12 protein-coding genes and 1 pseudogene are annotated in these 13,519 nt (G+C 61.6%); 10 read left to right on the top strand and 3 right to left on the bottom strand.

Going from position 1 to position 13,519, the window contains the following annotated elements:
- The first annotated feature begins 126 nt into the window (after positions 1-126).
- The 9 genes from EO136_RS15135 (at position 127) to EO136_RS15095 (ending at position 10,100) form a co-directional block, all read left to right on the top strand.
- Positions 127-642 carry a DUF3489 domain-containing protein gene (locus tag EO136_RS15135; protein ID WP_127143078.1) on the top strand — a complete coding sequence of 172 codons (516 nt, stop codon included), beginning with the start codon at positions 127-129 and terminating at the stop codon, positions 640-642.
- A gap of 5 nt (positions 643-647) precedes the next feature.
- Positions 648-1,148 (top strand): DUF2924 domain-containing protein, encoded by a 501-nt coding sequence (locus EO136_RS15130; RefSeq protein ID WP_127143079.1) that lies wholly within the window; start codon positions 648-650, stop codon positions 1,146-1,148.
- Positions 1,145-2,947: a recombinase family protein gene (locus tag EO136_RS15125; RefSeq protein ID WP_127143080.1), complete on the top strand. Its 1,803-nt coding sequence runs from the start codon at positions 1,145-1,147 to the stop codon at positions 2,945-2,947. Before EO136_RS15130 ends, EO136_RS15125 begins: the two co-directional genes overlap by 4 nt.
- 1,004 nt (positions 2,948-3,951) lie before the next feature.
- Positions 3,952-5,334, top strand: coding sequence for a site-specific DNA-methyltransferase (locus EO136_RS15120; protein WP_206513349.1), 1,383 nt, complete (start codon positions 3,952-3,954; stop codon positions 5,332-5,334).
- Entirely contained in the window at positions 5,324-6,280 is a 957-nt protein-coding gene (locus EO136_RS15115; RefSeq protein ID WP_127145236.1) for a DUF5681 domain-containing protein, read from the top strand. The genes EO136_RS15120 and EO136_RS15115 overlap by 11 nt, the downstream gene beginning before the upstream one ends.
- 689 nt (positions 6,281-6,969) lie before the next feature.
- On the top strand, positions 6,970-7,608 hold the full coding sequence (locus EO136_RS15110) for a hypothetical protein (RefSeq protein WP_127145235.1): 639 nt from the start codon (positions 6,970-6,972) through the stop codon (positions 7,606-7,608).
- Positions 7,605-8,033 (top strand): phage holin family protein, encoded by a 429-nt coding sequence (locus EO136_RS15105; protein WP_127145234.1) that lies wholly within the window; start codon positions 7,605-7,607, stop codon positions 8,031-8,033. Before EO136_RS15110 ends, EO136_RS15105 begins: the two co-directional genes overlap by 4 nt.
- The gene (locus EO136_RS15100; RefSeq protein WP_127145233.1) at positions 8,033-9,097 is read left to right on the top strand and encodes a DUF3618 domain-containing protein; all 1,065 of its coding nucleotides are present in this window, start codon (positions 8,033-8,035) and stop codon (positions 9,095-9,097) included. The genes EO136_RS15105 and EO136_RS15100 overlap by 1 nt, the downstream gene beginning before the upstream one ends.
- Positions 9,098-9,203: 106 nt before the next feature.
- Positions 9,204-10,100, top strand: a complete 897-nt coding sequence (locus EO136_RS15095) for a YihY/virulence factor BrkB family protein (protein WP_425466631.1) — start codon at positions 9,204-9,206, stop codon at positions 10,098-10,100.
- A 470-nt stretch (positions 10,101-10,570) separates the two neighbouring features.
- Here the strand turns inward: EO136_RS15095 and EO136_RS18890 are convergent.
- From EO136_RS18890 to EO136_RS15080, 3 genes and pseudogenes are all read right to left on the bottom strand, one after another.
- Positions 10,571-10,778, bottom strand: a pseudogene (locus EO136_RS18890) (recombinase family protein); the annotation flags it as partial.
- A 92-nt stretch (positions 10,779-10,870) separates the two neighbouring features.
- Positions 10,871-12,040, bottom strand: a complete 1,170-nt coding sequence (locus tag EO136_RS15085; RefSeq protein ID WP_127145231.1) for a zinc-dependent alcohol dehydrogenase — start codon at positions 12,038-12,040, stop codon at positions 10,871-10,873.
- 2 nt (positions 12,041-12,042) lie between these two features.
- Complete coding sequence (locus EO136_RS15080; protein WP_127145230.1) at positions 12,043-12,690, bottom strand: SRPBCC family protein; 648 nt, start codon at positions 12,688-12,690, stop codon at positions 12,043-12,045.
- A gap of 299 nt (positions 12,691-12,989) precedes the next feature.
- Between EO136_RS15080 and EO136_RS15075 the strand changes: the two genes are divergently transcribed.
- A complete protein-coding gene (locus tag EO136_RS15075) occupies positions 12,990-13,178 on the top strand; it encodes a hypothetical protein (RefSeq protein WP_127145229.1) in 189 nt (62 codons plus the stop codon).
- Positions 13,179-13,519 lie beyond the last annotated feature (341 nt).

Genomic DNA, 13,519 nt, shown 5'->3' with positions numbered 1-13,519 from the left:
CGGCAAGCATTGGTGAGGGTGCTGCGGCGGGGAGAGGCTGCAGTGGGCTGTGTGCCTGGCCTGGTGCCGGGCTTGCCCTGGTAGCGGCGCGGGATCGTCCCGCAGCTGAGGCAAGGGAGCCAAGCGATGACGCACACAATCAACCAGACGCGCGAAGATCAGAACGAGCCCAAGACTGCGGCCGAAGAGCAGATTGGTGTCGGTGAGGCCAGTCAGCTGGCGCGCGCGACCGACACTCAACAAAAGCCAGCCGAGCGCGATGCGGACGACGCTGTCGCTGGTGAGGGAACCGAGCAGGCTGCGGGACCAGGGCCCGAGGCGAAGGCAGCAGAAGCGCCTGATAGCCGCGTTCCCCAGCCCGGCGCATCCCATGACGTCACCCGGCGGTCGGGTCCAGTGAAGGCAGTGGGGGCATCTGCCAGCCCGCGCATCTCCAAGTCCGAGGCGGCGCTCAAACACCTGCGCCGCAAGTCCGGCGCCTCGCTCGCCGAGCTGCAAGAGACGACCGGCTGGCAGGTCCACTCGGTGCGCGGCTTTCTTTCGGGTACGGTCAGAAAGAAGATGGCCCTCGAGCTTTCCAGCGAGGTCACCAAACAGGGCGTCCGACGTTATCACGTCAACGTCGATGCGAAAGCGGTGTGAGCGCCATGCGCGCCTCGGACCAATTGGAGCAGGAGGTCGCGGCCATCGGCGCCCTCTCACGCGAAGACCTCATCGCCCGATGGAAGAAGGCCTTTGGCTGTGCGCCGCCCAAGGGGATCAACAGGCCGCTTTTGGAACGCTCGGCTGCTTGGCATCTACAGGCCGGCAAGCTCGGTGGACTGTCCTCATCGGCGAGAGTTGCGCTTGGGACCAGGGGAAAAGGGGGAGCACGGACCAGGCAGCGCTTTGGAAAGGCTGATAGCGGGAAGGCTCGACAGGGTGCAGATGCGATGTCGGCCTCTGATGGCGCACCCGATCGCAAGGCCAAGACGCCGGCTCCTTCGGTCGGCACGCGGCTGATGCGCGAGTGGAACGGGCGCATGCATGTGGTGGACGTGACCGACCAGGGCATCGTGTTCGACGGGCGGGTCTATGGTTCGCTCAGCGCAGTCGCCAAGCGCATCACCGGCGCGCACTGGTCGGGCCCGAGGTTCTTTGGACTATGAGCGCCCCTCCACACCTGCGCTGTGCCATCTATACCCGGAAGTCTACCGAGGACGGGCTCGAGCAGGAGTTCAACTCCCTCGATGCCCAGCGTGAAGCCTGCGAGGCCTATATCGTCTCGCAGGGCTCGCTCGGTTGGCGCCTGCTCGCTGACCGCTATGATGATGGCGGCATATCGGGGGGCACGATGGAGCGCCCCGGTCTCAAGCGCCTGCTTGCCGACCTGAGGGATGGAAAGGTCGATGTGGTGGTGGTCTACAAGATCGATCGGCTGACCCGGTCGCTTTTCGACTTCGCGCGGCTCGTGGACATCTTAGATGGCGCCAAGGCCTCGTTCGTGTCCGTCACCCAGCAGTTCAACACCACGACCTCCATGGGCAGGCTGACGCTGAACGTCCTGCTTTCGTTCGCCCAGTTCGAGCGGGAGGTTACCGCCGAGCGTATCCGCGACAAGATCGCTGCCTCCAAGCGCAAGGGCATGTGGATGGGAGGCGCCGTCCCCTTGGGCTATCGCGCAAAAGACCGCAAGCTCAGAATCGATGAGGGCGAAGCGACGATCGTGCGCTATCTCTTTGGCCGCTATCTTGAACTGGGGTCGGTGCGCGCGCTGGTGGCCGAGGCCAATGCCGAGCGCTTTCCGGCGAGAAGATGCCCAGATCGCAAGGGTGCAGCTTTGGCGGATGCAGATACCAGCACAGCAAGCGAGAGACAGGAAGGCCAAGACGGTCAGGTAAGATCAATCGCAATCGCTGTGAGCGAAGCTGACCCCGATCCGCAGGTCCGCACCTTCAGCCGGGGCCATCTCTATCACCTGCTTTCCAATCCGATCTATATCGGCAAGGTCAGGCACAAGGGCGTCATCCACCAAGGCGAGCATGCGGCGATCATCGAGCCCGAGACGTTTGCGCGGGCCGAACGCCTGCTCGCCACTCAGGCTCCGGCTCGAAAATCTGCCACCAACGCAACCGATCTGCATCTACTGACCGGTCTCATCCATGACGAGAACGGCACCAGGCTTCGGTCCGTCCACACCAGGCGGGGCGATATGCGCTATCGCTACTATGTCTCCAAAGCGCTCGTTGAGGAGCGCGGGCGCAGCGATGAGCGCGGCTGGCGACTGCCGGCGCGGGAGATCGAACAGGCGTTCGAGATGAACCTGCTAGGCCTCTTCACCGACCCCCGGCGGCTGGCCAACCTCGTTGAGGGCCGCATTCCCGCCGCGAGCATTCCGGCTCTGATCAAAGAGGCTTCAAAGTTGGCTTTGACCTATCGTCAAGCCAGCCCGCAAGATAAGCGCGCGACGATCCGCACGCTCATCACTCGGATTGAGCTCACCGCGGCGCGGATGGTCATCCTGATCGACACGATGGCGCTGGCTGCTGCGCTGGGCCACCAGCCTGGGAACGCCGACCGGTCCACAGCCTCATCTCGCGACGGTATCGACATCGGGTGCCCCATTGCCCTGCGCCGCCGTGGCAAGGAAACACGGATCGTTCTCTCGGAGAAAAGCCAGCGCACCGCGGCGCCGGATGCAACGCTGATCGGGTTGATCCGGAGAGCCCATCACTATCTCACGCAATTGACCGATGGCTCGGGCCGGACCATCAGCGACATCGCTTCGGTCAACAACGTCGATCGATCGGACGTAGGGCGTGCGCTGCGCCTGGCCTTCCTGGCCCCTTCGATCGTCGACAAGATTATCGCCGGCACCCAGCCGGCCGATCTCACCGCCCACAAGCTCTCCCGGCTTGCCGAGTTGCCCGCATCCTGGGCCGAGCAGCAGAAGCTGTTCGAAACCTGAAGCGGACAAAATGGCCCGGCGCAATCCAGCGCCCTTCCTGCCATCACCATCCATCATATCCCCAAACATGGGGACGTCGGGACCGGCCCGGAGAGACTGGCGCCCCCATACCGACGTGTTATCCTAGGCGTCTCTGCTCAACGCCGCGTCTCTGATGGACCACGCCCCGCCAAGCCCCCAGAACCACGCAGCTATTGCGCGTCCAGGCAGTGCCCGGTGAGATAGATCACAGAGGAGGGGAAAGTATGGTGCCGAGTGTAGTCTGCAGCTAACCGGTCTCACCTGATATTCCCTGTTTTGCGGCAGATAACACGGAATTTCCCAATCCGTGGTCAAGTCCTCCCGACGTCCAGCAATTCCTTCTTCTATATGGCAACTTTGCCATGTCAGAGCATGCCGGCCCGGCCCTCGCGCTTGGGCGCGAACAGGGAATGTTGCTGGTAGATTCGGTGTCGAGTTCCGTGATCGCGTTGTTGTCCAGTGGGATCGGAGTGTCGCCGAGTGGGGTTGAATTTTCATTCAGTGCGATCTCTCTGCCAGCTTCCGGGACGACAATGCGCCAGAACGGGAGCGCATTGTTCTCGCGCGGCAGGAAGGTGTCGGGAGGTGGAAACGGAATGTCGTCGCACGACACGGCAATTCCCGACCGTGCGCTCAAATCAAAGGGGATCGGTTCTGCCCGACTGACGACCCAGTCTGCCGCTCCGGTTTTGAGCGCCAGTGTAGGCGGGGCGCAAATGTGCGGCTCGTTGCTCATCTGGGTAGGCGTTTTCGGTACGATCACGAAAATGTGATCGGGTGCTTGGAGGATGTTTGAAGGCCCACAGATCTTTAAACGGTCGTTAAACGGGTCTTAAACGGGTTTTGAAAGCTCGGCTTGAAAAACCCCCGCAATCGGCCTGTTTGACGGTGGTTGGCTCGAGTACCCGCCCTTGCGCTGATCATGATGTTCTCTCATCGTTCCTCCCATGCCGTCATTGAGGACTGCGGAATGAGGAGCGAACATGGATCTGCATGAGCACAGACTGGAGATGATTGCCGTGGGCGCCCTGCGCCCCTATGCGCGCAACGCCCGGACCCATTCGCGCAAGCAAGTGGACCAGATCGCCCAGAGCATACGCCGCTTTGGCTTCACCAATCCGGTATTGGTCGGCGACGACGACGAGATCGTGGCCGGCCACGGGCGCGTACTGGCGGCCCGACAGCTCGGCATGGAAGCGGTGCCTGTCCTGCGGCTCTCGCATCTGTCACCTGAGGAGCGGCGGGCCTATGTGCTGGCTGACAACAAGCTGGCCCTCAATGCCGGGTGGGATACCGAGATCCTGGCGTTGGAGATGCAGGCTTTGGTTGATCTCGGGTTCGACGTCACCCTCACCGGCTTCTCCCTGGCGGAAGTGGACCTGACCCTCGATCAGGCGCGGGAGGCCTCGGTGGAGGGACCGGGAGAGGCCGACCACGTGCCCGAGCGTGCCGAACGCGCGGTCACGCGCCGTGGCGATCTCTGGCGGCTTGGACGGCATCGCGTGCTGTGCGGAGATGCCCTGAGCCGAGCCGATGTAGAGCGCCTGGCGGGCGGGGAAGGCGTCGATCTCATCTTCACTGACCCTCCCTATAACGTGCCGATCAACGGTCATGTCGGCGGCCTGGGCAAAACCCGCCATCGTGAATTTGCTTTCGCCTCGGGTGAGATGTCCCAGGCGCAGTTCACCGACTTTCTGATCTCGACGCTCGGCCATGCGGCGGCGGTCGCCAACGATGGTGCCATCGCGTTCGTGTGCATGGATTGGCGACACATGCGCGAACTCATGGCCGCAGGAGACGAGGTCTTCTCCGAGCTCAAGAACCTTTGCGTCTGGAACAAGTCCAATGGAGGGATGGGGAGCTTTTACCGCTCAAAGCACGAGCTGGTCTTTGTCTACAAGATCGGCACCGCCCCTCACACAAATGCATTCGGTCTTGGGGAGACTGGGCGCTATCGCACCAATGTCTGGGACTATGCAGGCATCAGCAGCCTGGGTGCCAGGCGAGCCGAAGAACTCGCCATGCACCCGACCGTCAAACCGGTCGCCATGATCGCCGATGCAATCCGTGATTGCTCGCAGCGCGGCGAGGTGGTTCTGGACGTTTTTGGCGGCTCGGGCTCAACCCTGATCGCGGCCGAGGCCTGCGGCCGCAGGGCGATGCTGCTCGAGTTCGATCCCCTTTACTGCGACACGATCATTGCCCGCTGGCAGGCCTATTCCGGCAAGGGCGCTACGCTGGCTGAAACTGGGCGCAGCTTTGAGGATGTCGCTGACGAGCGGCTGCATCAGGACGATGCCGCAGATTCCGGCCCTCCAAAGCCCTCCACCACTCGTCGTGCCGGCAGGTCGCAAGATGCCCGGTGATCGCAAGCTTGCTCCGAGCGAGTACGGTTCTGCGTTCGATGATGCCGTCGAGGAGGCAAAGGCCAGTGTGATGCCGGGCACGGGATACAAGCGACCCCCGCGCGCCACTCAGTTCAAGAAGGGCCAGTCGGGCAATCCCAATGGTCGGCCCCGCGCCCCAAAAGTGAAGGGCCTAAACCTTGATGATCAGCCCCTGTTGCGCGCCGTGCGCTCAAGGGCAGATCGCATGGTGAAGGTGCGCCAGGGGGAAGAGGTCGTGGAGATCAGCACGCGCGAAGCGCTCATTGAGGCGATCTTCAAGTCAGCGATCAATGACGGCAACGCCCGCTCGCAGGGGTTGAGCCAGGACATGATCCATCGGGCCGATCTGCAGGCGATGATCGATCTTCGGGAGCGCGGGGTCTTCGGTCGATCGCTCAAGTCCTACCAGACAGAGCGGATGCGGGTAGCCACTGAAGCGGGCAAGGACACATCCCACATCCTGCCCCATCCTGACGATATAATCCTCGACAACAAGGAGGGCTATCGGCTTATCGGACCGATCGATGCCGAGGAGCACAAGAAGCTCGAACAGACAATTGCCTATCGCGATGCACTGATACTGCAGGACGCTCTCGATCGCCGCCTTGGCCATCCCGGTCGGGGGCCCGATGTCCATGAAGACGACGGGTACAAATCCGGAGCCATGCTGATGGCCGTTTTGCTCGAGCGCGGCATGCCAGCGAGATATCGCCTCGCAACGCGCGACATCATCGACAAGCAGATGCAGTACGAAAGGCTCTCACTTCGCGAGCTTCTCAAGCAGGCCTATCGGATGTGGCAAGCGTTGGGCATGCCGAACGCTCGCGGCAGGCAGGTGCCCAAACGTGAAGAAATATCCCCCTGGCTCGAGTATATTTATGAGCTGGCCGCTGAGAGGCTCGAGCAGGCACAGGCGAACCGATAGAGGGCGAGGGCTCAGGGGGCGGGCTAGAAGCTACGCGCCGGCTGGCGATTTCAGTGCTGCTCGAACGCTTGCAGCTAAGGCGCGAATGCGCTCGAAACGAGGGAAGTAGGCCTCTCCGCTTCATGCTGAACTTAGTATATGACAAATTTGCGGGCGCATGGATGCAGCGATCACCCTCCCAATATCAACCGTTGGTTTCATGCCCCAGAACAGTCCGCAGGCGGAAGCATCTGCAGAATCGGCCAAAGAGGTTCGCCGGTGCCGATCAAAGACTTCTACGACATGCTGCATGCATCGTACGTCGTTTGCCGAAGCGACTCCCGAAACAAAAAAGGCCGCCACGAGGGCGGACTTCAAGCTTTTTCGCAACTGCATTTATTACTGAGCTAGCGTCAGGTTCACTGCGGGCTGACGTCCGTCGCGACCAGTTCCGACTCCGTAGGATTCGCTCGACTTGGCAGCGAACGAACCTTCAAACGGGGTCGTCTAGACGTGATCATTACTGGGGCCGCCTGCTGTTGCGCTTCAGACGCACGCCTTGAAAAACTGATCTACGATAGTTGGCCGCACCAATTGATGCCCCGATTCGCTCACTCTTTCCGCGCTCTCGCTTCCCAGAAGCCGTGGCGGAACTTTGGGAACAACCCAATCATTAGCCTGCCAGAGCTCACAACGTTTGGAGAGTGAGAATGGCGACCACATCACCACCACGCGTGCCAGGAGGCAGCGTAAGTGACACTGCAAAGGCCGAAGCTCATCGCGTTCGGAAAACCGCTGACGAGGACTGGAACGACGCCAAGGCTCAGGCTCGCGATGATATTGACGACTTGAAGCGCGGGGCGAGCGAGGAGTTTGGGCACGCCCGAGATGCTGCGGGTAAGTTTGCCGCGGGCCAGAAAGATCAAGCGGCTGATCAGATCGGCGGTCTGGCCTCTGCGTTTGACAGGATGGGCCAAGAACTAAATGAGAGCAAACAGTCCTGGATAGGTCGATACGCAGGCGACATGGCGGGGCATCTCAAAGGAATTGCGCAGCATACGCGTGCGAGCAGTGTCGATGATCTCGTCGGCGATGTGGAGCGCTTCGGCCGCGAGCGCCCGGCAGCTTTCCTCACTGGTGCGGCAATTTTGGGTTTTGCCGCTACGCGCTTCCTATCCGCCTCTGCCGACCGCCGTTCGCGCGGCCAAGGCTCAGGCAACAAAGGCTATTCTTCGGACAGCCATTCGGAGCCACGCGGTGGCGAGCCTTTTGCAGGGAGCAGTGATGCCACTCGATCGGGAAGTCCGGCTCGAACGACCACTTCCAACAGTGAAGGAGGACGGTCATGACCGTGGCAGGCACTTCGAATTCGGACAAGCAGGGATTGCCGGCGCAGCTCAAGGGCTTGGTCGGCGATCTATCCGCCCTGTTCCGCCAGGAAGTTGAACTGGCCAAGACCGAAGCTGGCGAGCGGCTAGAAAGCGCCGTCCACGGAGGTCAGCTGCTGGCCATTGGCGCAATATTGGCAATCGGCGCCCTTGGCGTACTCCTGGCAGCCATTGTCGTCGCCATCGCCGGTGCGCTTGAAAGCATGGGCATGGACGCGGGGCTGGCGAACACGGTCGCCGCGGTCACCGTAGCTATTGTGGTCGGGGGCATTGGGTGGGCGATGATCTCCTCGGGAGTCAAGAAGCTCAAAACCTCAAACTTCAAGATGAACCGTACTGCCCATTCGCTGTCGGAAGACGCAAACGCGGTAAAGGAGAGATTCTGATGGCTGATCAGCAAACCAGCTCTGAAGACCTCGAGCGCGCAATCGAAGCGCGCCGGGTTCGCATCGAGAAGCGGGTCGATGACATTTCGGCTCAATTTTCCCCGGGACAGTTGCTCGACGAAGCGCTCGTCTATGCTAAATCAGGCCCGGGTGCCCAGTTCACCCGGAATCTTGGACGATCTGTGGTCGAGAACCCTCTGCCTATAGCTCTGGCAGCAGCTGGTTTGGGGTGGCTCGCGATCCAGTCCAACCAGCCCCGTCGGCACCATGACAATGGTCATGACGCCGAAGCGATGTATGACCGCTCTGCCCCTGAAGACGAAACCTATCCTGTGGCGGTCATCTCTGGCACACGGATCGAACGGGTCGGTATCAGCGACCATGACGGTAAGCGCCATACCGAGTTCGCCGATTCTGCTGGACGCAAGTTCAAGGCGCTCAGTGACGAGGCGGGGCACCGCGCAGGGCATTTCGCCGATGATACTGGCCGGGTGTTTCGCGGGTTTATCGACGAAACTGGCCATCAGGTCTCCGATTTTCGTGACGAGGCAGGCAACCGAATCCATCAGGCCTCAGGCTGGGCTGCGCACAATTGGCGCAAGGTTGGCGATAATGCATCCGAATTAGGCGCCTCGCTGCGCCACCGCGCAGGCCATTTGGGTGAGGACATCCGTGATGGAGCCGCAGATATGGGAAGCCAAGCCCGGCGCGCCGGGAAGGGTTTGCGCCGGCAGGGAGAAGACGCCGCCCATGCCGCCGACGACTTCCTTCACCAACAACCATTGGTCGGCGGGGCAATAGCTTTTGCCATTGGCGCACTGTTTGGCGGGGCTCTTCCCCACACGCGGCAGGAAGATGAGGTGTTGGGCGAAGCTTCCGATGTGGTGAAGCATCGTGCGGCCCATGAAGCCGACGATCTCTACGATCGCGGTCGCCGTCAAGCTAAACACCTCCACGACGAGGCGCGTTCGGCCGCAGGTGAACTCCACGACAAGGCTGCGGAAGCCGTGCGAACCGGCACCGACCACGCCAAAGAGAAAGCGGGCAACGAGATCCAGCGTTGAGGACGGCGTGCGAGAAACAGGAAAAAATGGAGCGCCGGATCCAGATCCGGCTGACGGCGCCGCTTGGCAGAAAGGGGCCGGCCGTCAAGTAGACTCGCCGGTCGCTTTGCCTAGAGGTGCCTGGAAGGAGATTGCCGGTCGGACGTTCGCGAGCATCGGCAAGGATCGTGTTATGCTGGTCGCCGCTGGAGTGACATTTTATCTCTTGCTGGCGCTCGTTCCTTCGCTGACGGCGTTCGTGGCGATCTACGGTCTGGTCGCTGACCAGACCACGGTAGTGGAGCATCTGGACTTGCTTTCCGGCGTCGTCCCCGGCGGAGGCCTCGAGATCATCGAGGAGCAGTTGCGTCGCCTGGTGAGTGAAGGGGCTGCGTCGCTTAGTTGGACACTGGCAATTTCGCTCGCGATTGCGCTGTGGAGTGCCAGTGCCGGTGTTAAGGCGCTATTTGAAGCGATGAACATCGCCTACAGCGAAGACGAGGACCGCGGATTCATAACGGTCAGCGCCGTGGGCTTGGCGTTTACGCTTGCCATTGCGACTGGCGCTGCATTGGCTCTGGGCGCGGTGGTCGTAATTCCTGCAGCAATGGCGTTGCTGCCGCTTGGCATCGGGTTGAGCTGGTTGGTACAGATTGCAAGCTACATTATCCTTGTGGCTGTGCTGGTGGTGGGCGTTGCGGCGCTGTATCGCTGGGGTCCAGCCAGGAGAAACGCGAAATGGCGTTGGATAACCCCGGGGGCGGCGTTTGCCGTCGCGCTAATCATAGTCGCCTCGATATTGTTCTCTTGGTACGTGAGCAATTTCGGCAACTACAACGCCACCTATGGATCGCTCGGGGCACTGATCGGCTTCCTTACATGGGTCTGGATTTCGGTGACGCTGCTGATACTAGGGGCTGAAATCAATTCTGAGATCGAGCACCAGACCGCGCAGGACACAACGATCGGCCACGACAAGCCGATGGGCGCGCGCGGTGCCTATGTGGCCGATACACTTGGATGATATCCTCGATAAATCTGCGATTACTGCTAAGTTCATCTGGCGGGTTACCCTTCTGACGCCCAATAGCAAAGTTGCGCAGCGGGCGGGCCTATCCCTAGATCGCTAGCTTGTCTCTATGCACGCATGGCGACGCCGAGGCCGGGGCGAGTACGCAATAGCGCAGATGCGCTCCTGATCCGCGTCCTTCCCTCCTGCGTTTTTTACTTGGGAGGGAGGGGCGGATCCGCTGCTTGCGCTGGCGTTACGTTTCGCGTTTGCCCACCAACTGCAAATGAGCAGACCGATGGCCACTGCACTGTAGGACTTTTCCACGAACACGACTTCTGATGGCAGGTCGTCAGCCCCCACACCGCGCGGTGGTCAGGTGTCACGACGATAACAATCTTGGCCATGACTCTTTCACGACGGCCGCAAGCTCGAAGCCGTCGACTTCGCCAGGATATCCCCATCATTGAATGAGCACTGCGCGTCGCCCGCTCATTGCATTCTCGCTGTCGCTCCTTGATGAACCGGCGCTCCATCTGCGCAGCCCATCCACAGCACGGTAATGACCCCGTGTCCCATCTCTCCACGTGTCGAGATGTGTGGATCGAGAATGGTGACGGATTCACCCTTCTGCTCGACTTGGTAGATCAGGTTAAGGACATCGCGCGTATCGAGCCCCAGCCGATCCAGTCTGCCCCGGCTGATGACGAGCAGGCCCAGTGACAGCGGAAAGGCGGCAGGATCGCTGCCGCCTTTCCGCCTTCGTCTTTGAGATCATAGCGCGGCTATGGCCGCAGGACGACTTTGGTCCATTCATTCTGGCGTTCGTGAAAGTTCTTGTAGGCTGTGGGTGCGTCCGCGAGAGGTAACCGGTGGCTGATCAGGAAGGTGGTGTCGATCTTGCCCTTCCTGATCTCCTTCATCAGGTTGTCGGTATAGCGCTGGACGTGGGTCTGGCCGGTTCTGAGCTGCAGCCCTTTCTGCATGAAGGCGCCGAGCGGGAACTTGTCGAGATAGCCGCCATAGACGCCGGGCATTGAGACTCGCCCGCCCTTGCGGCAGGCAAGGATCGCCTCGCGCAGGACGTGCCCGCGATCAAAGACCATGCCGACCTTCTGCTTGACCACATCGAGCACATTGTCTGGCGCGAAGCCGTGCGCTTCCATACCCACTGCGTCGATTACCGCATCTGGTCCGATACCCCCGGTCATCTCCAGCAGCGCCTCGCCAACCTTGGTTTGGGTATAGTCCAGCCCCTCGGCGCCCAGGCCGCGCGCGAGATCCAGCCTATGGGGATAATGGTCGATGGCAATGACCTGCTCGGCGCCCATGGCCAGCGCGCTCTGGATGGCAAAGAGCCCGACCGGGCCGCAGCCCCAGACCGCAACCGTATCTCCGGGCTCAATCTGGGCGTTTTCGGCGGCCATCCAGCCGGTGGGCAGGATGTCGGAAAGAAACAGCACCTGCTCGTCGTCCAGCTCTTCGGGCACAATGATCGGCCCCACATCGGAATAGGGCACGCGCACATATTCGGCCTGTCCGCCAGCATAGCCGCCCGTCAGGTGCGAATAGCCGAACAGCCCGCCAATGGCGTGACCGTATAGCGGTTCGGTGAGGTCCTGGGTTTCGGCTGGATTGGAATTGTCGCAGGCTGAGTACTGCTGCTTTTTGCAAAAGAAGCACTGCCCGCAGGAGATGGTGAACGGGACCACGACCCGCTGCCCCTTCTGCAGCGTGCTCTTGGGGCCGGTCTCGACGACCTCGCCCATGAACTCGTGCCCCAGGATATCGCCCGCCATCATCCCCGGGATGACCGCATCGTAAAGGTGCAGATCCGAGCCGCAGATGGCGGTCGAGGTGACCTTGATGATCGCATCGCGTGGGTTGAGGATTTCCGGATCGGGCACCGTGTCGATCCGCACGTCGTGTTTTCCGTGCCAGGTAAGCGCGCGCATGGTCAGTCTCCGGTTGAGCCGTTCTGGGGAGTGTGGAATTGGGCGGTCGTAACCTCGCCGGTCTCCATCAGCATCTTGAAGCGCTTGAGCTCGTGGCGTCCCTGCACCTTCGGTTCCTTGCGGAACAGCTTGGCCACCAGCCGACCGATTTCGCCCGCGGGCGGCACGTAGCGAATGGTCGCTTCCACGGCAGTTCCCCGTCCTTCGGCGAGGGAGCGGAATTGCACCCGCCCATTGGTTTCGATCTCGGAATCCAGCACCGATCGCCAGGCGATCAGCTCGCTCTCGCGGTCTTCGGTGATCTTGGTGACCAGGTCGACGGTTTGGCCGGCAGGGGCGGAAATCGTCCAGCGCATATGGTCGCCTTCGGGGACCACGGCCTCGACATTTTCCATGAAGCTCGGGAGGTTCTCGAACCTGCGCCAATAGGCGTACAGCTCCTCTCTTGGCCGGTCGATGGTGACCGCTGCCGCCACCACGACGCCATCTTCGGGCGTGGAGACGCGCGAGGCGGAAACCGGCGCATCATCGCGCCGATGGTTTACGCTTTTGCGCCTGCCGGTGCGGGTAACCGCCGTGGCAACCAGAAAGGCTGCGCCGGCAAACAGCAAGGTTGCCGAGAGCGGATGGAGGGGACGGTGTTGGGTCATCAGGGTCTTCCAGGGTTCACTTAGCCTCTGGACCAATGGGATCGGCGACCTCGCGTTCCGGCATGAGGCTTTGCCCCTCTCCCCGGCGGCCCGCGCTGAGGAGCCCGCAGACAGCTGCCCAGAGCCCCCAAATGCGCGATGGCGCCTCGGACCGTTGCGCCCGACCCAGCTCGTGGCGGTCACATAGGTTATCAGTGCGATGGCGGGCGGGCATCTGCGCCTCGCGCCGACATGGGGAGAAGGGAACGGAGCCCGGCAGACGGCTGTTTCGCTGATACAATCAGCCATCGGAGCCAGCCATGCGCCAACCCCATGTCCCGCCGAGCCCGCCGGGCAACGATCCGCACACCTCCAGCGAGGAAACCGATACTGGCAAGGTGCGGAAGAACGACCATCGGGCACCCCGCAAGGCGCGGGAGCTGCGCGATGACAAAGTGGTGAATTCCTACAGCCACCGTGACGGCAAGCTCGAGCCCAAGGAGCACTAGCGCCGATCCGGTATCCTCCCGGACATTTTCAGGGCGCTCCACGCGGACCCTTGAAAGGTCGCGGCGTAGGGCGCCCTTATCGTTTAGCCGGGCTACCGGCGGAGAACGATAACCTAGGACAGGCCCTGTCCCACCGCTGCAGACAATTTTTCCCATGTGTCGCAGTCGATTGCGCCGCGAGCGCGCCTAAACCCGGAAGCCGCGCAGGAACTGGCGGAGAACAAAATCGCTTCCGGTCCCAAGGCCCGACGCGATGGTCGGGGCCGAAAACCCAACACGATCAGGCAGGTTCATCATGTTCTACACAGACAACAAGCTCCAGTACCCGGTGCGGGTCGAGC

The sequence above is a fragment of the Pelagibacterium montanilacus genome, from assembly GCF_003992665.1.
GTDB lineage: Bacteria > Pseudomonadota > Alphaproteobacteria > Rhizobiales > Devosiaceae > Pelagibacterium > Pelagibacterium montanilacus.
This window is presented reverse-complemented; position numbering and strand designations above follow the sequence as displayed.

Bases quoted from the DNA above. Each gene is read 5' to 3' on its own strand.
- EO136_RS15135 (WP_127143078.1), top strand. From the start codon at position 127: ATGACGCACACAATCAACCAGACGCGCGAAGATCAGAACGAGCCCAAG.
- EO136_RS15130 (WP_127143079.1), top strand. From the start codon at position 648: ATGCGCGCCTCGGACCAATTGGAGCAGGAGGTCGCGGCCATCGGCGCC.
- EO136_RS15125 (WP_127143080.1), top strand. From the start codon at position 1,145: ATGAGCGCCCCTCCACACCTGCGCTGTGCCATCTATACCCGGAAGTCT.
- EO136_RS15120 (WP_206513349.1), top strand. From the start codon at position 3,952: ATGGATCTGCATGAGCACAGACTGGAGATGATTGCCGTGGGCGCCCTG.
- EO136_RS15115 (WP_127145236.1), top strand. From the start codon at position 5,324: ATGCCCGGTGATCGCAAGCTTGCTCCGAGCGAGTACGGTTCTGCGTTC.
- EO136_RS15110 (WP_127145235.1), top strand. From the start codon at position 6,970: ATGGCGACCACATCACCACCACGCGTGCCAGGAGGCAGCGTAAGTGAC.
- EO136_RS15105 (WP_127145234.1), top strand. From the start codon at position 7,605: ATGACCGTGGCAGGCACTTCGAATTCGGACAAGCAGGGATTGCCGGCG.
- EO136_RS15100 (WP_127145233.1), top strand. From the start codon at position 8,033: ATGGCTGATCAGCAAACCAGCTCTGAAGACCTCGAGCGCGCAATCGAA.
- EO136_RS15085 (WP_127145231.1), bottom strand. From the start codon at position 12,040: ATGCGCGCGCTTACCTGGCACGGAAAACACGACGTGCGGATCGACACG.
- EO136_RS15080 (WP_127145230.1), bottom strand. From the start codon at position 12,690: ATGACCCAACACCGTCCCCTCCATCCGCTCTCGGCAACCTTGCTGTTT.
- EO136_RS15075 (WP_127145229.1), top strand. From the start codon at position 12,990: ATGCGCCAACCCCATGTCCCGCCGAGCCCGCCGGGCAACGATCCGCAC.